This window comes from Paenibacillus sp. J22R3, assembly GCF_056269305.1.
The window spans coordinates 872,760-893,141 of record NZ_JBWDNS010000002.1; the positions used below are offsets into that span (position 1 = coordinate 872,760).

Below are 20,382 nucleotides of genomic sequence, written 5' to 3' on the forward strand. Positions count from 1 at the left end.
AGCAAAGGATGACTTACAATAAGTGGGACTATTGGCGACGGGAGAGATGAAGCGGTTGAAACCTTCAAAGGCGGCACATGCTCCGCTTGCAAAACAAGGCGTAAGTGCATACTTTCTACTTGGCATTATCGCATTTCTGTGGGGACTTAATTACGCTGTCGTTCGGGTGGGCTTGGAGTCGCTCGATCCGATGTTATTCTTAGTGCTGCGTTTCGGCGTGTCCGCTATCCTCATGTTCGGACTTCTCCGGTGGAAGGAAGGGAGCGTAGGCATAAGTCCGGCAGATCTGTGGAAGTTCATTGCCCTCGGACTGATTGGCACCACGATGCTGGAGAGCTTCGTTGTGGTATCCATCGACTATACGACGCTTGCGAATTCTTCTATTCTCAGCATTGCACCTTGGCCGATCTTCGCTGCGATCTTTGCACCGATCTTTACGAAAGAGCGAATTAGGCGATCGCTGATCGGGTACGGTTTGGTATCCATGCTGGGTGTCATTCTGGTCATATTGGCCGGAGGAAGCTTCTCCCTTGATTCTGATTTGCTGCTGGGCAATTTGCTCGCTTTCGCCGTAAGCATCTGCGGCGGTTTCTATTCTGCTGCTTGTATTCCGGTGCTCAAGAAATATACGGCGCTGCGCATGACCACGTGGATGTTCAGCTTCGGTACGTTGTTTATGCTGCCTTTTACAACCAAAGCTTGGGGAGCAACCGATTGGACGGGCATGAGCTGGTCAACGATCGGGGCGCTGGCTTGCAATATTTTCGTCATTACGATCATCTGCTTCCTGCTGTGGAACAAAGTTATGCCTCAGATCGGCGCAGCAACGGCAAGCTTCTATCGGTATTTGACGCCGCTCGCGGCAGCTTTGTCCGGCGTGTTGTTCTTCCAAGAACCGGTCTATTCCGGTCAACTCGTTGGCGCTTGCCTGATGTTCGCGGGACTGATCGGCATCAGCCTGCCGGCCAGAACCAGAACAAGAGCCGGAGCCGGAACCGTGAAGCAGAAAGCCGGAAGCACCTTGAACTAGATCAAACCGAAGAACGCGAGCATAAATGCGCTCTCACCTGCAAATACTTTCATTACCGAAGCTGCCGGAGTTGTTCTATGCATGAACTAGATGTAAAATAGTTGAAGCATCAGGAGCTCCTTCAAGCAGCCATGGCAGAGCCGGTCAACCATACGCTCATCCTCACCTCCTTGTTCGTAAAGCTGATGCTTTGCGTGCATGGAGGTTTTCATGCTTTCTGTACTAACGCTTCAACTTAACCTCATAGAAGCAAGAAGGAGGACATTATGGCATTTCGAAGTTCGAAACGCATGCTCGATCTACTGCCTTACACACTGAAACACCGACTGCTGGCCATGCTGACGCTGTCCGTTATTATTCCGCTGATCTTGATTGGACTCATCTCATTCTTTGGCATCTACAATTTGCTTCAGAACAAGGTGGAGAAAGGGGTCGAGAAAAGCTTGGAGCAGGAGCGCAAAGGAATTGAGTCCATCTTGAGCAACTTGGATTATTCCTCGCGCCAGCTGGCTTTCGAAGGGAAGGTCGGCAAAGACCTGAAGAGCTTTCTCACTACACCTGATCCGCTTGATCGCAAAGAGCTGGCGGACGAAATTGAGAATTACATCTCGCTGATTAATTACACGAATCCTCTGCTTGGCTTAACGACGTATTACTTGCCCGAAACGAGGGAATTCCTGTTCGAGAATCTATATATCAACCCCAAGCTAAACATTGACGACTTTGCGAAAATCAATCAGAATACGAGCAATTATACGATTCATGGGCCGCATCGAACGTTATATACGAACAGCCGCAATTCCGTCTTCTCCATTATGCGGCAAACGGAGTCCAGCTCCGGCGAGAAGAACAACGTGCCGATCTTTGTTTACATCGAGACGAACGTCTCCGCGATTACGAGCTTGTTCAATAATGACCCTTACGGGATGCCTGTCCGGCATTTGATGATCGATGCGAAGGGACGCATTATCTATAACAGTCAGGAAGATACCGAGTTCCCGCCTGGCGCCGATATCACATCCATTAAAGAGCGAATGGGAGATAAATTCGTCTTCTTCGAGAACGAAAGCACGTACGGCATCAAAGTTGCTGTTGTGATTGACCGCAATGACTACCATAAAGAGATGAATACTTGGCTGAAACGCTTCGCAGCCGTCGGTATTCTCTCGCTCGTAATCGGGTTAGCCATCGGTTGGATAATCTGGAGCATGATTTATGGCCCGCTGCAGCGCATTCGCAAGCAGTTCAAGATGCTTGGCGAGAATCGGTTCCATGAACCGGCGGTTTCCCTTCATATCAAGGAGTTTGATGAACTACTTTACCACTTCTATGAAATGCGTCAGCGCATTCGCGGTCTGATGTCGGAAATCGAGCAGAAGGAAGCACGTAAAAGACAGCTTGAAGTCGAGAAGCTGATGTACCAGATGAATCCACATTTTATCCATAACACGCTCAATACGGCGCAGTGGCTTGCTCGGATTAACGGTCAGGACGAGATCGTCCGGCTGCTGATGATTTTCACGCGCGTGCTCAATTACAATTTGGGCAAGGAAGGCAAAATCGTCACCGTCGGAGATGAAATCCAGACAGTCAAAGACTATATGGAGCTGCAGCAAATCAGGTACAATCATAACTTCAATGTGGAGATCGAAGTGGAAGAGGGAACAAGCAAGATTGAGATGCCCCGATTTATTTTGCAGCCGATTGTCGAGAATGCCCTGTATCACGGTTTCAAGCAGAAGGACGGCACTATTGTCGTAAGCGTAAGCAAGGCGAATGAAGACCATCTGTTCATTAGTGTTAAAGACAATGGGGAAGGGATGTCGCAGGACGTCATCGAGTCGCTGTTTCAGTCCTCTAATGAAGCTAGCCGTCGCAAGGTCGGACTTGGTATTGGGCTGAGCTTTGTCAATAATATTGTGAGAATGTATTACGGTGATCCGTACGGACTGGAAGTGAAAAGTGAAATCGGAGTCGGTACGGAAATGAGGCTGCTGCTGCCAATTACAGTGAAGGAGGTGTGGGATGATTAGGACATTGATCGTAGACGATGAGCATTTGGTACGCAAAGGCCTCGTATTTACCGTTCCGTGGAAGGAGTGCGGGTTTGAAATTGTCGCCGAAGCGGACAATGGGGAAAGTGCGCTCGATATTATTGACAAAGTGCCGATTGACCTGCTATTGACCGATTTGACGATGCCTATCATGGATGGTTTTGAACTGATGCGCATTGTAAAGGAGCGTCACCCGGCGGTACGTACCGTTGTATTGACTTGCCATCAGGATTTTCATTTCTTGCAGGATGCGATGCGTTTAGGCGCCATTGATTACGTGGTCAAGACCGATATTGCCGACAACGTGCTCGAAGAAATGCTGCTGCGTATTTCGGAGCGAATCGTGGCCGAGCAAGCACAAGGCGGACAGGCTGAAGCGGGCGAGCAGGCGAAGCAGCCTGATTCCCGTCAATCACTGGTCATTATGGTCCCGGAGCGGGGGACGCCGCAAGCACGTCCTGAAGGATTAGAAGGCGCCGTTCAAATTCAAGAGTCGATCTGGATGGTTCCGGGCAAAACCAGCTCGGAAATCGATGCGCTGCTCTCTCGGATTGAACATGACGGAGAAGCGGACAAGCCTTGTTACGCACGCGTAACGAATTGGCCGGACAAGCCGAGAACCTCCGATTGGCTTCCGATGCTCAAGGAACGCATGTTTTACGAGTCGTATGCAAACGATGAATATATCGTTTCGCTTACGGAGTTAACGGGAGAGAAGCCGAGCACTATGGATGTATCTTCCGAGATCCGGCAAACATGGCGCAATCAGCGCTGGATGTTCGATAAGAAGGAGCTCGAAGAATTGATGCTGTCCATTCGCGATAGCAAGCCTTCCTATCGCAGCGTCGTGGCGATGTTCGAGGAATTGGCAGCAGCGTGGGACTTGCTGGCCGTTAACAACCGGCTATGGCCGAATTGGCGCGCGGCGACAGCGGCTTTCACCAGGCTGTTCGAATGGCAGCGCTGGTATGAGCAGGCGTCAAGCAGCATCGCGCAATATGCCAGAAGCCGCGGGTTCTCGAATGACGTCTTTATCGCGATCATGCGTGCACTCGAGATGCTGCATACGGATTCGGGCGAAAGCGCCAATCGTACCGAGTTGTCCGCCAAAGTGAATCTCAGCCAGAGCTATTTTAGTACGATTTTCAAAGAAATCATCGGAAAGTCCTTTCATGAGGCAGTGAAAGAGGCGCGGCTGGAGAATGCCAAGCAAATGCTGGTGCAGCATGCGGATATGCCGATCTATTGGATCGCGGAGAAGACAGGCTTCCAGGATGAGAAGTACTTCAGCAAGATATTCCGGCTGCAAACCGGCATGGTGCCATCAGAGTTCAGAGAGCGCCAGCTGCGGCGGTAAGGTAGAAAAAAAACGAATGCAGGTGAGAAAAAAGTCGTCTGGCGTCGACAGCTAAGTTCGATGGGCAGACGTTCTTCTCCCATGCATAAGTCCCGATTCTCTCACGATTCGGCTTGATGCGGCGGTATGATGGACATGTACCAAATAACATTAAACAGCCGAAAGAAGGGGTAGCATTGAAAAAGGCAGCATTGTTGTCAGCAGTAGCATTAATGCTTGTTGTAACCGCTTGCGGAGATAAAACAAACGAGACCGCAAACTCCAATAACGAGAACAACACACAGGCGGAAGCACCGGCTAACACACCAGTAGAGAAAGCGGATCCGTTTGGCAAATATGCAGAAACCGTTGCGTTTACGACAATCGTGAACAACAACCCGGAAGCAGCTAAGAAGTTCCCTGAAGGCGAGTCCTTCGAGAACAATAAATACAAGTCCTACCTGGAAACATCGCTTAACGTGAAATCCACTCCGCTTTGGGAAGCGAATGGATCGGCATACTCCAATAAATTCAACCTCATGATTGCAAGTAACGATCTGCCGGACATCTTCGTTGTGGAGAACATCGACAAGACGCCTGCAAAAACGCTTCTGAAACGTATGTACGATGCAGGCATGCTTGAAGACCTGACAACGGTTTACGAGCAATATGCAAGCGATGCGGTTAAAGAAGTTAACGCGTCGGTTGACAACAAAGCGCTTGAGAACGCATCCTTCGACGGTAAGCTGTACGGCTTGCCAAGCGTAAACGATATGAACAACGCTCAAATGGTTTGGATCCGCCAAGATTGGCTGGACAAGCTGCAATTGAAAGCTCCTACAACAACGGATGAACTGATGGCTGTAGCCAAAGCGTTCAAAGAACAAGATCCGGACGGCAACGGTAAAGCAGATACGCTTGGACTTGCTGTACAAGGCGCTCAATTGTTCAACAACGATCCGTTCACTTTGACTGGTTTCGTATGGGCAGAGAATGCATTCCCGAACATGTGGGTCAAAGACGCTTCCGGTAAGCTCGTGTACGGCTCGACAACGCCTGAAATGAAAACAGCGCTTGGCAAACTGGCGCAAATGTACAAAGACGGCTCGATCGACAGCGAATTCGCGCTTCGCGACGGTAACAAAACAGCTGAATTCCTAGTTAGCGACCGCGCTGGAATGATGATGGGCATGTGGTGGAACCCGTACTGGCCAATCGGCGGTGCAATCGACAACAATCCTAAAGGCGAGTGGAAAGCCTATCCGATCCTGACAGGCGACCATGTTAACGTAGGTAACGAGTTCTACTCCAATTCCTTCATGGTTGTTAAGAAAGGCTTCAAACACCCGGAACTTGCTGTTAAGATCATGAACACGATGAAAGCAAACTCGACGAAGAAAATTCCTGAGCTGCTTGAGCTTGAAACAACAGGCATCTACAAAGCAAGCGATTCGACTAGAAACCAATGGGGTCTGAACGCACAAATTTCCCCTGCATTCCCGGATACAACAGCTCGTACCGTTAAGAAATTCGATGAGATTTTCGCAGGTTCAGCACAAGAAGGTATTCTTGATATCGCAGAGAAACCAATCTTCGATCAAGTGAAATCCGAGAAAGACAATCCGAAGAAAGATCTAAACAACTACAAGACGTTCCTGGCTTGGATGGAAGGTAACGGCGTAGTATCGCATAACAAGCTGAACAACGTATTCAACGAATTCACTGGCACAACGCCAACAATGGAGCAAAGCAACACGACGCTTACTGACCTGCAAACGAAAGTGTTCCTCGAAATCATCATGGGCAAGAAAGATATTTCGGAGTTCGACAGCTTCGTAACGCAGTGGAACAAGCTGGGCGGCGAGAAGATCACGGAAGAAGTAAACGCAGAGTATACAAAAACGCATTAAGGTTAGTTCAAGCTGATGGAGAAGGAAAGGCGTTAATCCTAACGGTTAACGCCTTTCGTTTCCTAAGCGTGATGGGAGGATTATAGAGATGGCAAAGCTGTGGCAGAAGGAATCCATACATTTTCATATCATGCTGTTGCCGGCACTCGCATTGGTCTTGATTTTTCAAATCTATCCGATGTCAGGTATCGTATTGGCATTCAAAGATTTTGTGCCTACTAAAGGCATCTGGGGCTCGCCATGGGCAGGCTTCAAGCATTTTCTCTTCGTGCTCGACAATCCGGAAAGTGCCACGATTCTGCGCAACACCTTGATTATTTCGTTCGGTAAAATCATCACCCTCATTATTGTGCCAGTCGTATTCGCGCTTATGCTCAATGAAATTAGACTTCGATGGTTTAAACGTACCGTTCAAACCATCGTGTATCTGCCCCATTTCCTGTCTTGGGTAGTCGTTGCAGGTATTCTCAAAGATGTACTTTCCCTTAGCGGTCCTGTGAACTGGGTGCTGCACAGCTGGTTTGGCTTCGAACCGCAAATGTTCCTTGGGAGCAATGAATGGTTCCGCACGATCATCGTCTCTTCTAACGTATGGAAAGAGTTTGGTTTCTCTACCATCATCTACTTAGCTGCCCTCACTAACATCAACCCTTCGCTCTATGAAGCGGCTGAAATTGACGGAGCAGGACGTTTCCAGAAACTAATGAATATTACATTGCCGGGTATTGCGATGACGATCGCGCTGCTTGCTACGCTGAGCCTTAATGGTGTGCTTAATGCGGGCTTCGACCAAGTCTTCAACATGTACAACGTATTGGTCATGGAATCCGGCGATATTATTGATACGTATGTGTACCGCTCGGGGCTGATGTCCGCCCAATACGAGATGGCAACCGCGATCGGACTGCTTAATTCCGTCGTGAGCTTCATCCTGGTTATTCTTACTTATACGATGGCTTATCGATTTGCTAATTATCGTATCTTCTAGTGTATACAAGCGAGGTGAAATGGTATGGTTCAAAATAAAACGCTCGGTTCGCGGTCATTTGATGTATTTCTGCTGCTTTTCATGGTAGTCGTATCTCTTCTGTCCGTTGCGCCTATTATTCATACGCTGGCATTGTCGCTGAGTAAAGCTTCCTTCGCAATGGCTGGACAAGTTTTTCTATGGCCGAAGGGCTTTGATATCAGCTCCTATCAAAAAGTGTTTACGGATAAGCAATTCTTCCTCTCTTTCTGGGTTTCGGTGAAACGTACCGTCACTTATACTGGATTTAGCTTGCTTGTCACTGTGCTGATGTCATACCCGCTATCGCGTGAAACCAGACAATTTAAATCGCGGAACGTCTATATGTGGGTATTCGTTTTCGTCATGATGTTTAACGGCGGCCTCGTACCGACGTACCTGACAATCAAATCCCTCGGGATGATGAACAACTTCTGGGTTCTGATTCTGCCGGGTCTGGTTAACGTGTACAACGCTATTCTGGTGATGAACTTCTTCCGCAACCTGCCGAAGGAACTGGACGAATCGGCTGGCATGGACGGAGCAGGCGCATGGCGGAAGCTGGTACTCATTTACTTGCCGCTCTCGTTGCCTGTACTTGCGACCATTACGCTATTCAACGTCGTTACCACATGGAATGAGTACTTCTCTGCGATGATCTACGTCACGAAGAGCAACTTAATTCCGCTGCAAACGTATTTACAGCAGGTCGTTGTTACCATCGATCCGACGAAAATCACCACGGAGAACGTAAGTCAGCTTACGAAAGTCTCGAGCGAAACGCTTAACTCGGCCAAAATCGCCGTAACGATGCTGCCGATTCTCATTATTTATCCGCTGCTTCAGCGCTATTTCATCACGGGGATAACGATGGGTTCTGTCAAAGAATAAATCCAATGTGAAGCGAGGATCTTTTCATGACGAACGGTACGAACAGTACGAACAGTCCGGTATCATTAATTACGAGAGCCGACGACTGCGGAAATTGCGAGTCGCATAACCTGGCGATCGCGGAGAGCGTGAAGCACGGCATCGTGCGCAACGTCTCCGTGATGGCAACAGGCGCCGCGCTTGATCATGCGGCGGCTTTGTTTGCCGGAGACCGAAGCACCTGCTTCGGTCTTCATGCTACAATGAATGCGGAATGGGAGACATTCCGCTGGAAGCCGCTGCTTCCGGCATCGCAAGTGCCCACACTTGTTGATGCGGATGGCTATTTCAAGCAGCATCCGGGGCTGTGGCTTGCCGCGCAGCCGGATGTCGAGCAGATCTTGAGCGAGATGAAGGCGCAGCTGGACAAGCTGCGTGCTGCCGGGTTCGAAATTACATATGCCGATTCGCATATGTTCTTCGAGTGGGCGGTCAAAGGGCTCGATGCGGCTTTTGATGCATGGTGCTTGCAGGAGGGGCTTATCAGTCATCGACCGTTTACGGGCAGATTGCCGGAGCTTGGCGGAGCTGCGGAAGTTGGAGCGGGGACGAATGCGGAAGTGAGTGCGAGAGCGAGTGTGGGTGATCCGGTGGATCAGTTTGTCGCTAGGCTGAAGCTTGCCGCGCCGGGGCAGTATTTGATCGTCGGCCATCCCGGCTATGACGATGAAGAGACTCGGAGCTGGGGAAACTCGGATTATCCGGGTACGAAGGTTGCGCAAGATCGTCACTGGGAGCGTTTGATGTTTACGGATTCGCGTGTGCTCGAAGCCGTGAGGAGCGGTGGCGTTCGATTGCTTCGCTATGACGAGGCGCAAGTCCTATAGAAACGATTGCGGATTCTATTGCAGCTACAGGAGGAGAATGAACGATGGCAGTCATTCATATGGATTTTTTTTCAAGCGTATTGGGGATGACCTCATCGGTATCTATCGTGATGCCGCAGGATGTGCAGCCGGGCGAGAAGCTGCCGGTGCTGTACATGCTCCATGGGTTAAGTGATAACGAGAATACGTGGCTTCGCCAAACGACGCTAGAGTACCAGCTTTCGAAATACCGCATGTTCGTCGTCATGCCGAACGTGCACCGCAGCTTCTACTCGGATATGGCGCATGGCGCAAAGTACTGGACCTATGTAAGCGAGGAGCTTCCGAAGATCGTCAAAGCGATGTTCCCGATTTCGGACCGCAGAGAAGATACCTTTGCAGCTGGCCTATCGATGGGCGGTTACGGCGCAATGAAATTGGCGCTGGCACATCCGGATCGTTACGCTGCTGCAGCAAGCTTCTCCGGCGCGCTGGATATCCGCGCGATCGAGAACTTGTTTGAAGGAAGTGAGTTCACTGATATTTTCGGTGACGTGGCAGCCACGAAGGAGCACAAGGACGACTTGTTCCACCTCGCGAATGTCGCGGCACGATCGGGCAAAGAGCTTCCTGCGCTGTATCAATGCTGCGGAACGGAAGACTTCCTCTATGCTGACAATATCCGCTTCCTGAAGCACTTGCAGGCGCTGGGCGTTGAGCTTACGTATGAGGAAGAACCAGGCCTGCACGAGTGGGGCTACTGGAACATGAAGCTGCCTCGTGTGCTTGAATTTCTTACCGGCGCTGCGAAGAAGGATGCTGTGCTGAAATAAAGGAATTGAATCCCGTCTCCCGGAGTGCCGAAGACGGGATTTTTGTATATGCGCCTTGTTATACCAGCACGCACTCACCGAGCGCGCCCGCCACACGCCAGATTTCCACACCACCATATCGAGCGCGCCCGCCACACGCCAGATTCCCAAACCACCATACCGAGCACGCCCGCCACACGCCAGATTCCCAAACCACCATACCGAGCACGCCCGCCACACGCCAGATTCCCACACCACCATACCGAGCACGTCCGCCACACGCCAGATTCCCACACCACCATATCGAGCGCGCCCGCCACACGCCAGATTCCCACACCACCATACCGAGCACGCCCGCCACACGCCAGATTCCCACACTACCATACCGAGCACGCCCGCCACACGCCAGATTCCCACACCACCATATCTAGCGCGCCCGCCACACGCCAGATTCCCACACCACCATATCGAGCGCGCCCGCCACACGCCAGATTCCCACAACACCATACCGAGCACGCCTGATACACGCCGGTTCCTCACACCACCTTTTCCGAGTTCGCTTGACTCCTCCCGGTTCCTCTCGACATACATTGAGATGTAAAAACTACACTTCAAACGGAGGATTTGTGGCAAAGTATGTAGCTAACGTGTAACCAATACAATTGAACTACTGAAAACCAGATGTATTTCCTAAAAATATTGATTTGACTTGTACTCCATACACTTCACACGTCATCAGAGGCATGAATAGAGAGAATGTATTGTACTTAGTGCATGTTAACGTCGAGTCGTGCAGTAGGTGTGATTTCGTACCCTAACACTTTGGTACCTTTGCCCGAGATGACTGGACGAAGTTTACCTTTGGAGACCAATTCACGAATATGGCGTAGTGTCGTGCGGTAATTGATAGCGAGGTGTCTTGAAATATCGATTGGTTTGACGGGTTTCCCTAGCACAAGCGCAAAACGCATAACCTCCTTTTCGGTTATGAGAGATCGACTGACGATCTGTGCATTAGGCAGGAATTGATTCAGATAAAGTCGCAGCAGACTAATAATTAATTCAGGATTTCTTTCTATATCGTCATACGGAATGGAGATCAATCGATAGCCGATCGCTTGCACATAAATCTCTCGATTGCAATTGCCGCTGAACTTGAAACGGTCCATATCCCGGGCATGGGATGAAAAGCTTTTGACCTCGATGAGCAGTTTAAGATAACCGCCCGGAGGCAAAAATGCGAAGTCCGCAAACCATGGTCTGCCGCGCCAATCCTCGATTTCGAACTCAGGATGCAGATGTTCCAAGCTTCCTTGCAGCTCCCACCAGATACTGCGAGCGAACAAAACTTCCCCATGTGCATGACCGCGTTCCAATCGACCTTTGCGTTCTCCTGATCTTAAACTGAGGTGACGAGTCAACCATTTCTTATGGGCTTCGTTGAATCCGTGCAATGCCATTTAGACATCCTCCTCCAGAAATAAAAATGAAAACGCCCCGAGACATCCTTAAAGGATGTTTCTCGGGGCGTTCTTCGCCATCTATTGCATTTTAACGCCTTCAAGTCCATTTCGTCTAGGTTGGATTACTGTAACCTAACGGAGAAATAATATGCCGGTTTTGATTTTGTCTATGTCCACTTAATTTCGATATGCACTTTTGCCACCGAATCGCAAGCTATCAAATAGCAGCCGTTCTCGAATTGAATCTCAACCGCTTTTCCATTTACGGACGCACATAATGGTGCGGACTTCGCCGCAAAACCGTATACGCCGCCTTCGTGAAGCAGCACGGTTGCACGATCCGGTTGAGCGAGCATCCATTTGACGGTTGCTGCCGAAACGTACTTATCGATTAGGCCGAAGCTTGCAAAACCATTGCGATAAGGTGCAACACTAAACAGCTGCGGCTTTCCGCGTTCAACGGTGAAGCCATAACCCCCCGACTCGTCCAGCAACGAAGCGCTGCGGCCGAAGTAGTCGTAAACGGCATACTCGGCGTCAGCCTCCAGTCCGTCTATGTCACTCAAACGGAACTCGCCTTCGAGCGGCGCGGCTTCCGCATGAATGTGGAACGCAGCGAGCAAGCCGCTGTCGCCGGAGCGGCTCATGATTTTGAGCGGCACCGCTGTTTCGACAGGGTTCACCAGCAGCACATCCTCTGTCGGCACGCCTGGTTTGTCGGTACGAAGCACGCGGCCATCCGACAGAATAAGCGGGCGAAGCACGTCAGCATCGGTTTCGCCGACTTTGTCGCTGACATAAACCGGGCCGCCGCTAATCGCGCGGAGAACGGCATGAGCAAGGCTATCTTCGTGGGAAGTCCACCAGATATCCCAATCGCCCCAGTACAGCGTGCTGTGATAGAACGAATTGTAGGCGTTCTGGAGCGCATGCTCACGGAACCATTCTGGTTTGGCTGGATAGAAATCGTCGCTGTTGCGCGAAATCGCGGAGTTGACGCGGCTCCAAACATTCTCCTGTGCCATGCCCATGCAGTTAATCAACCGACCGTCAAAATAGAGCGATGCCGAAGCTTCCAACGCTTCATGCAATCCTTTCGCCGCTTGTCCAAGAGGCTGCTGGCCTTTGACAAATTCGATCAAAGAGCTCTGGCTGTCGACCTTCAGCATATCGATGCCTTGCCCAGCCAACCAGCTATGCCATTGCTTCCAGAAGCCGAAGCCACTCTTCGCATCCGTGCTCGGTACGAGACGCCCTGCAGTGTCGGCCTGCAGCAGGTCACGATGTTTAAGGGCAATCTCGCCCTCCGGATCAACGCCATGCCAATAACCCGTAAACGCGTGCCATACACCGACCCAATTGACGCCGTACTCATTCTTAAGCTTGCTTACCGTACCGGCAAGTCCATCCGGAAACTTCGAGCGGTCTTCCTGAAACGATACGAGCGCTTTCTCGCGTACCGGTGACCAGCCGTCATCGATCATCACCCATTTGACAGGAACCTGTTTAGCTTTCAGCTCCGCGGCTTTATCTTCAATACCCTTCTGCGAGACATCATGGTAGAACGCATCCCATGTGCACCATCCCAAATATTCGAAAACCTCCGGATACCGCTTCGACTCGCGCAGGCGAATCGGTTCTTTCCGAGCGAGGAATACGGCCTCTGCGGCTTTCTCAACCACATCATAAGCACTAGCGCCTTCGTGCAAAACAAACAGCAGCTCGCGACCCGTCCTTACTCCGCGAAGCAGCGGAGAAATAACAAACTGCAGCCCCTCACCGTCACCGCGCAGCGTTGTTTTGAACACATTCGAGCATTGCGGGAACAGCTGGGTATAGCGGTCGTTCGCTTTCCAGAGCAGCGCTTGCGTTTTCTCGGGGAGCGCAGCTGTGCTCTTCGCCATATAAGGTCTGGTCCACCACCATTTGTACGCATTATAGTGGGCCAGCACACCTTCCAAGGTGCCGACAGGCTCGCCGACCGACAGCAAGATGCCGTTATCCGCCGCCAAAGCATGCGTGACACCGAACACATCCTGCTTTAATTGAACGGACATATACGCGCTCACGGTGTGTGCATAACAACGAAGCTCAAGTGTCAGATGGCTTGTTTCTTCCGCATCATGAAAAGGCAATAGATGCGTTTCGTAGCGGCCAAGTTCGTCTTGACCACCATCACCTTTCACCCAGCCCGCCGTTTCGTAACTAGGGGTATCGCCATTCTCATAAGTAACTTTAAGTCCATATTGGTTAAATAAATGCTGTGGTTTCATCTGTCAATCCCCTTTGCCGCTTCAATCGTGCTCTGCTAATCGAGCAGAGTACAACTGTAATCATAACTTAAATGCCCTGCATGCTAGGAGGGAAATAGGTCTTGCAAAGGTGGAAAATCGTCTGTAGTTGCAATGGGATGAATTATTGAATCGGCGCGGTGTGAGCCTTTCACGATCGGGGCTCAGTCGGTGAAGTAAGCCGGTGTGAAGGATGGCATGACCGTCACGATTCCCGGCGAAATGAGCGAAAGAAGCGAACCAAGGTGTCTACATGGTAGCAAATTCGCCGAAATGAACGCATGAAACGTACCAGGGTATCTACATGGTAGAAAATTCAGCGAATTGAGCGAAAGAAGGGTACCAAGGGATCTGCAGGTAGCGAATCGGTGAATGTGTTGCCCTGGGAGCTACTCTTTCGCTTGATTCGAGCCCATGAAGTACACCAGGAAATCTACCTGGGAAGCAACCTCAGCACGATAAGCTAGCTCGGAAACACAGCGAAGATTCACTTTCGCTGCTCATTCTGAGCTCTTTTTGTTTTTCTTTGAATTTCTGTATTCAAAAACAAACAAACATGTTAAACTATTTTCAACATCATATATCAAACTCATTCGGAGGTATTCACAATGGTACAAAGTTTGTGGGAGCAAGAGAAAGCATCGGAACTGCAAGGCGGACTTGCGCAGTTGGTTTATCGTTCTAATATCATCGGTACGGATCGCCGTGTATGCAACTGGGGCGGCGGCAACACGTCGAGCAAGACGACGGTTCAGGATTTCCGCGGTCGTGACATTGAAGTGATGTATGTGAAAGGAAGCGGATCTGACCTTGCTACGATGAAAGCAGGCAACTTCACAGGTCTGCGCTTGGAGGATATCCGTCCGCTGTTCGAGCGCGACGAGATGTCCGACGAAGAAATGGTCGGCTACCTCGCACATTGCATGATCGACAGCAAACACCCGCGCGCTTCTATTGAAACGCTGCTGCATGCATTCCTTCCATTCAAACATGTGGATCATACTCATCCGGATTCCATCATCAGCCTGTGCTGCGCAGATAACGGCAAAGAGCTGGCCAAAGAAATTTTCGGCGACCGTTTCGTATGGGTCCCTTATGTACGCCCAGGCTTCACCCTTTCCAAAATGATCGCGCAAGGCGTGCTTTCGAACCCTAAAGCAGAGCTCGTGCTCATGGAGAAACACGGTCTTGTCACTTGGGGCGAAACGTCCGAGGAAGCGTACGAGCAAACGATCAAAATCATCACAGAAGCGGAAGACTTCATCGAAGCTCGTGTCAATGAAGCGAAACTGTTCGGCGGCGTGAAACACGCAGCGCTAGAAGCAGATCTGCGCAGAAGCATCGCTGCACAAGTGATGCCAACGATTCGCGGCGCAGTAAGCGATGCGAAGAAAATGATTCTGACATTCGACGATGCAGACGATGTACTGGCATTCGTTGGCGGCGCGAAATCCCCTGAGCTGTCCCAAGTCGGTGCAGCATGCCCGGATCACCTCGTTCACACGAAGGTTGTTCCATTGTTCATCGATTGGACGCCGAACGTAGATGACATCGATGGCTTGAAAGCGATTCTGAAAGAAAGCATCGCTGCGTATAAGAAACAATATGAAGCCTATTACGAGCGGAATAAGAATGAAGGCGACGTGATGTTCGAAGCTGCGCCGCGCGTTATTCTGATCCCGGGAATCGGCATGATTAATACAGGCAAGAGCTGGTCCAACTCCAAAGTAAGCGGCGCACTCTACCACCGTGCCATTGCGGTTATGCGCGGCGCAACAGCGCTTGGCGATTTCGTCTCCCTAAGCGAGAACGAGTCCTACAACGTGGAGTACTGGCCGCTTGAGCTGTACAAATTATCGCTTGCTCCTGCAGAAGCGGAATTTTCCCGCAAAGTGGCGTTCATTACCGGCGGTGCCGGCGGTATCGGCAGCGAAACGGCTCGCCGCCTCGTTTCCGAAGGTGCGCATGTTGTGCTTGCTGACCTGAATTTGGAAGGTGCGGAGCGAGTAGCCGGCGAAATTAACGGGAAGTTCGGCGAAGGCCGTGCGGCTGCTGTGAAAATGGACGTAACAAGCGAAGAAGCGGTTATGGCTGCTATTGCCGAAACAGCTCTTACTTACGGCGGTATCGACATTATCGTGAACAACGCAGGTCTTGCAACATCGAGTCCTTTTGACCAGACTTCCTTGAAAGAATGGAACCTGAACATGAACGTGCTTGGCACAGGTTACTTCCTTGTGGCTCGTGAAGCGTTCAAGTTGATGAAAGAGCAAGCAATCGGCGGCAACATGGTATTCATCGGATCGAAAAACTCCGTATATGCGGGCAAGAGCGCATCGGCGTACAGTTCGGCCAAAGCACTCGAGGCCCACTTGGCACGCTGCGTGGCAGCAGAAGGCGGGGAGTTCGGCATTCGCTGCAATACGATTTTGCCGGATGCGATTCTGCAGGGTTCTACGATCTGGAACGGCAGCTGGCGCAACGAGCGGGCAGCCGCTTACGGTATCGAGCCGGATCAACTGGAAGAGTACTACCGTAAACGGACGACGCTGCTTGTTAACATCTACCCGCGCGATATCGCTGAAGGCGTTGCATTCTTCGCATCGTCCAAGGCTGATAAAACAACGGGTTGTATGTTGACGATCGACGGCGGCGTGCCGGCAGCATTCACACGATAAGAGAGGTTGGTGCGGGCATGTATCAAGCAAGAGGCGAGAAACACTGGATTATTCCGGACGGTTATATTCCTCCAACGAGTAAAGGTTCACTTGAAAGCCATGAATCGGTATGTGTGCTCAATTGTGCTTCCGAAGACGCACTCATTCGGATGACTATTTTCTTCGAGGATCGCAATCCGATCGAGAACATTCTTGTTGTCGTACCAGGCAGACGAACCAAACATATCCGTACCTCTACTCTGTCGTCAGCCGGAGAGTTCATTCCGGTCGGCGTTCCTTATGCGATTGAGGTATTGAGCGATATTCCGATTATCGTGCAATACAGCCGTTTGGATGCAACCCAGGCGGAGAATGCATTAATGTCAGTCGTAGCTCATCCTCTCAAATAACGATAAAAGGAGCATGTGAGATGGACCAAACAATTCAAGCCAATTATGAGGCAGCCAAAGCGCTGTATGCACGTCATGGTATTGATGTGGATGCGGCACTTGAGCAGCTGGCTCAAATTAAAATATCAATGCACTGCTGGCAGGGAGACGATGTACGCGGCTTCCTGAATAAAGGCCAAGCGCTGACCGGAGGGATCTCCGTTACCGGTAATTATCCTGGGGCTGCCGGTACGCCGGAAGAGCTTCGCGCAGATTTGGAGCTGGCGTTCTCCCTGATTCCGGGTAAGCACAAGCTTAATCTGCATGCAATATATGTAGATACTAACGAGCAAGTTGAGCTGGACAAAATCGAACCGAAGCATTTTCAGAAATGGGTCGATTGGGCGAAGGAGCAAGGCCTTGGCCTTGATTTCAACCCAACCTGCTTCTCCCACGAGAAGTCGAAGGACGGCTTCACGCTGAGCCATCCGGATCCGGAAATTCGTCAATTCTGGATCGACCACTGCAAAGCATCCCGTAAGATCGGCGCGTATTTCGGCGAGCAGCTAGGCCAAACCTGCGTCACGAACGTATGGATTCCGGACGGCTTCAAGGATACGCCAGCGGATCGTTTGGCGCCGCGTAAACGGCTCAAGGATGCGCTGGATCAAGTATTCGAGGAAGAGTTGAACCCTGCTCATAACCTGGATGCAGTGGAAAGCAAACTGTTCGGCTTGGGCTCGGAAGCCTATGTCGTCGGTTCGCATGAATTCTATATGGGCTATGGCATGCAGAACAATAAACTGATCTGTCTGGATGCGGGCCATTTCCATCCGACGGAAGTCATTTCGAATAAGCTGTCTGCGATTTCGTTGTTCACGGACGGTATTCTGCTTCATGTCAGCCGCCCAATGCGCTGGGACAGCGATCATGTCGTCACGATGGACGATGAGCTGATTGATATCGGTCGTGAGCTTGTCCGCGGCGAACTGCTTGGCAAAACACATATCGGACTTGATTTCTTCGATGCCAGCATTAACCGTGTCGCAGCTTGGGTTATCGGGACGCGCAACACGATTAAAGCGCTGATGAGAGCAATGCTGGATCCGGTTGAAGCGCTGCGTCAAGCTGAGCTTGAAGGAGATTATACGACTCGCCTTGCGCTGCAAGAGGAATTCAAGTCTTACCCGTTCGGCGCAGTTTGGGATTACTACTGCGAGAAGAACGGCGTGCCTGTGCGCGAAGCATGGCTTGCCGAAGTGAAAGCTTACGAGCAATCAGTGCTGCTGCAACGTGGCAAAGAACCGGTCGAAGCAGCAGAATCTAACGTATAGGAGGATGCAGCTTGCCAAGCATTCTGGCTTATGACCTTGGAGCCAGCAGCGGAAGAGCGCTGCTAGGCCGATTGAATAATCGCATCATTGAGGTGGAGGAACTCCACCGATTCGGCAATGACCCGGTCGGCGTTGGCGACCGTTTGCAATGGGATATTCTCCGTTTGTTTCACGAGATTAAACAGGGACTGCTAAAGGCGAAGCATGCCGGCGAAACGCCGGCAAGTCTCGCCATCGATTCCTGGGCGGTCGACTTCGGACTTATCGGTCGAGGCGGCGAGCTGCTTGGCAATCCGTACCACTATCGCGATCATCATACCGATGGTGTTATGGAGCGCACGATGGCGCGTCTGACGACGGAGATGATTTTCGGCCGGACAGGGATTCAGTTTCTGCCGTTCAATACGATTTACCAGCTTGCGGCGCTGAAGGAAGCGAACTCTCCGCTTCTTGAAGGTGCAGAACGTTTCCTGATGATTCCGGATCTGCTTCGTTACTTCTTGACCGGCGAGATGCATAATGAATTCTCCAATGCGACAACGACGCAGCTGTATAACCCGCTAGAAGGACGCTGGGACCAGCCGCTGCTTGAAGCGATTGGAATCTCGCCTTCGCTGTTCGGCGACGTTGTTCAGCCTGGTGCACGAGTGGGTCAATTGCGGTCTTCGCTTATGGAAGAGCTTGGCATCGGCGCAGTTCCGGTGTATGCTGCAGCCGAACACGACACGGGTTCTGCGGTTGCGGCGGTACCGGCGCTGGAGCGGGATTTTGCCTACCTAAGCTGTGGCACTTGGTCGCTAATGGGGACGGAGATCGATCAGCCGATTATTAATGATCTCGCGCAGGAGCTGAATTTCACGAATGAAGGCGGCGTGTACGGTACATACCGTCTGCTCAAGAACATTATGGGGCTGTGGATTTTGCAGGAAAGCCGCAGAGCTTGGGAGCGTGAAGGTCAATCGTACAGCTTCCCTGAGCTGATCGCGATGGCGGAGAAAGCGCCGGCGTTCGGTGCTCTCATCGAGCCGGATGATCCGATGTTCCTTCATGCAGGCGATATGCCAGCGCGCATTCGTCAATATTGCGTGTCAACGGGGCAGACAGCACCGGCAACACCGGGCGCTATCGTTCGCTGTATTCTGGAAAGTCTTGCACTGAAATACCGTTATGTGCTTGAATTAACAGAGCGGCTGTCTGGCAAATCGTTCAGCGGTTTGCACATGGTTGGCGGCGGTATTCAGAATGTACTTCTGTGCCAGTGGTCGGCGAATGCGATCGGCAAGCCGGTTTGGGCCGGTCCGGTTGAAGGCAGCGCACTTGGCAACCTAGTCGTGCAGTGGATTGCGCAAGGCGAGCTCTCTGATATTTGGGAAGCGCGTAAGGTGATCCGGGAGTCATTCCCTGTTGTGGTGTACGAGCCGCAGGAACGCCAATTATGGGAAGATGCATACGAGAAATTCCGTGCTTTGACGGGACTGAAATAATTTAAGATGGCTGGCTGCGCCGCTTGAAGGCGGGCAGCCCTTTCATGTAGCAGGCAATATGAGCAGTTCGCGAGAAGAGGATGACTATGCTGGTTGCAGAGCGTTATGAGAAAATAGTAGGACTGGTAAATGAACGGGGCAGCATTCGGGTAACGGAGCTTAGCGAGCTGTGCCAGGTGACGGAGGAGACGATCCGCCGCGACCTGGACCGGCTTGAGCAGGCAGGCAGGCTTCGCCGTTCTCATGGCGGCGCGGTCAGTGTGAAGGATCTGCCGCAGCAGCAACAGCCGGAAATTCCGTATGCGGAGCGGGAAATTACGCACGCGGAAGAGAAGAAGCGGATTGCGCAGGAGGCGGTGAAGCTCATTCGCCCGAAAGACCGCATCTTGCTCGACGCGAGCTCGACCGCGTGGTATATGGCTTCGTATCTGCCGGATTTTCCACTGACGGTGCTGACCAATTCGATTAAAGTAGCGACCGAGCTGAGCAGCAAGGAGCGCATCGAAGTGATTTCGACAGGCGGCTTACTGGCGCAGCGCTCGTTATCTTTTGTTGGTCCGCTGGCGGAACGGTCGCTCGACCTTTACCATGTCGATAAAGTATTTCTCTCATGCAAAGGCGTTCATTTGGACCGCGGCATTAGCGAGTCGAATGAGCTGCAAGCGCGCATCAAGCAGAAAATGATCGGTATGGCGGATGAGGTTGTCTTGCTGGCCGATGCCAGCAAGTTCGGCGTACAGGCGTTCACGCATGTCGCAGACATGAGCGATATTGATCGGATCATTACCGATCAACGGCTTCCGCAGGAGACGCGGCTGCAGCTTGCGGAACGTACAGAAATTTCGGTCCAGACGGTGTAAACGGCAAAGATGACTTCTGA

General features: G+C 51.3%; 15 protein-coding genes. 13 read left to right on the forward strand and 2 right to left on the reverse strand.

All coding sequences use genetic code 11. The annotated features are described in order from the left end of the window. The first annotated feature begins 55 nt into the window (after positions 1-55). From AC0YN4_RS11990 to AC0YN4_RS12025, 8 genes are all read left to right on the forward strand, one after another. Positions 56-1,030 (forward strand): DMT family transporter, encoded by a 975-nt coding sequence (locus AC0YN4_RS11990; RefSeq protein ID WP_475781696.1) that lies wholly within the window; start codon positions 56-58, stop codon positions 1,028-1,030. 266 nt (positions 1,031-1,296) lie between these two features. Next, the gene (locus tag AC0YN4_RS11995) at positions 1,297-3,063 is read left to right on the forward strand and encodes a sensor histidine kinase (protein WP_475781697.1); all 1,767 of its coding nucleotides are present in this window, start codon (positions 1,297-1,299) and stop codon (positions 3,061-3,063) included. Next, positions 3,056-4,441, forward strand: a complete 1,386-nt coding sequence (locus tag AC0YN4_RS12000; RefSeq protein WP_475835876.1) for a response regulator — start codon at positions 3,056-3,058, stop codon at positions 4,439-4,441. Before AC0YN4_RS11995 ends, AC0YN4_RS12000 begins: the two co-directional genes overlap by 8 nt. A 194-nt stretch (positions 4,442-4,635) precedes the next feature. Further along, positions 4,636-6,330 (forward strand): extracellular solute-binding protein, encoded by a 1,695-nt coding sequence (locus AC0YN4_RS12005; RefSeq protein WP_475835877.1) that lies wholly within the window; start codon positions 4,636-4,638, stop codon positions 6,328-6,330. Between the two features lie 88 nt (positions 6,331-6,418). Continuing rightward, positions 6,419-7,318, forward strand: a complete 900-nt coding sequence (locus AC0YN4_RS12010) for an ABC transporter permease (RefSeq protein ID WP_475781700.1) — start codon at positions 6,419-6,421, stop codon at positions 7,316-7,318. Between the two features lie 24 nt (positions 7,319-7,342). Further along, a complete protein-coding gene (locus tag AC0YN4_RS12015) occupies positions 7,343-8,227 on the forward strand; it encodes a carbohydrate ABC transporter permease (RefSeq protein WP_090981468.1) in 885 nt (294 codons plus the stop codon). 26 nt (positions 8,228-8,253) lie between these two features. Then, a complete protein-coding gene (locus tag AC0YN4_RS12020; protein ID WP_475835878.1) occupies positions 8,254-9,093 on the forward strand; it encodes a ChbG/HpnK family deacetylase in 840 nt (279 codons plus the stop codon). A 44-nt stretch (positions 9,094-9,137) separates the two neighbouring features. Then, the gene (locus tag AC0YN4_RS12025; RefSeq protein WP_475835879.1) at positions 9,138-9,905 is read left to right on the forward strand and encodes an alpha/beta hydrolase; all 768 of its coding nucleotides are present in this window, start codon (positions 9,138-9,140) and stop codon (positions 9,903-9,905) included. A 746-nt stretch (positions 9,906-10,651) separates the two neighbouring features. Here AC0YN4_RS12025 and AC0YN4_RS12030 read toward each other — a convergent pair. After that, positions 10,652-11,344, reverse strand: a complete 693-nt coding sequence (locus AC0YN4_RS12030; protein ID WP_475835880.1) for a hypothetical protein — start codon at positions 11,342-11,344, stop codon at positions 10,652-10,654. Between the two features lie 170 nt (positions 11,345-11,514). Beyond that, positions 11,515-13,620, reverse strand: a complete 2,106-nt coding sequence (locus AC0YN4_RS12035; protein ID WP_475781704.1) for a Sip1-related alpha-galactosidase — start codon at positions 13,618-13,620, stop codon at positions 11,515-11,517. Positions 13,621-14,246: 626 nt separating this feature from the next. Between AC0YN4_RS12035 and AC0YN4_RS12040 the strand changes: the two genes are divergently transcribed. The 5 genes from AC0YN4_RS12040 (at position 14,247) to AC0YN4_RS12060 (ending at position 20,362) form a co-directional block, all read left to right on the forward strand. Next, positions 14,247-16,316 (forward strand): bifunctional aldolase/short-chain dehydrogenase, encoded by a 2,070-nt coding sequence (locus tag AC0YN4_RS12040; protein WP_475835881.1) that lies wholly within the window; start codon positions 14,247-14,249, stop codon positions 16,314-16,316. Positions 16,317-16,333: 17 nt separating this feature from the next. Further along, positions 16,334-16,705 carry a sensory rhodopsin transducer gene (locus AC0YN4_RS12045; protein WP_475781706.1) on the forward strand — a complete coding sequence of 124 codons (372 nt, stop codon included), beginning with the start codon at positions 16,334-16,336 and terminating at the stop codon, positions 16,703-16,705. A 20-nt stretch (positions 16,706-16,725) separates the two neighbouring features. Further along, on the forward strand, positions 16,726-18,018 hold the full coding sequence (gene rhaA / locus AC0YN4_RS12050) for an L-rhamnose isomerase (protein WP_475835882.1): 1,293 nt from the start codon (positions 16,726-16,728) through the stop codon (positions 18,016-18,018). Between the two features lie 11 nt (positions 18,019-18,029). Then, positions 18,030-19,502, forward strand: a complete 1,473-nt coding sequence (locus tag AC0YN4_RS12055; protein WP_475835883.1) for a rhamnulokinase — start codon at positions 18,030-18,032, stop codon at positions 19,500-19,502. Positions 19,503-19,588: 86 nt separating this feature from the next. Next, positions 19,589-20,362 (forward strand): DeoR/GlpR family DNA-binding transcription regulator, encoded by a 774-nt coding sequence (locus tag AC0YN4_RS12060; RefSeq protein WP_475781709.1) that lies wholly within the window; start codon positions 19,589-19,591, stop codon positions 20,360-20,362. The last annotated feature ends 20 nt before the right edge of the window (positions 20,363-20,382 follow it).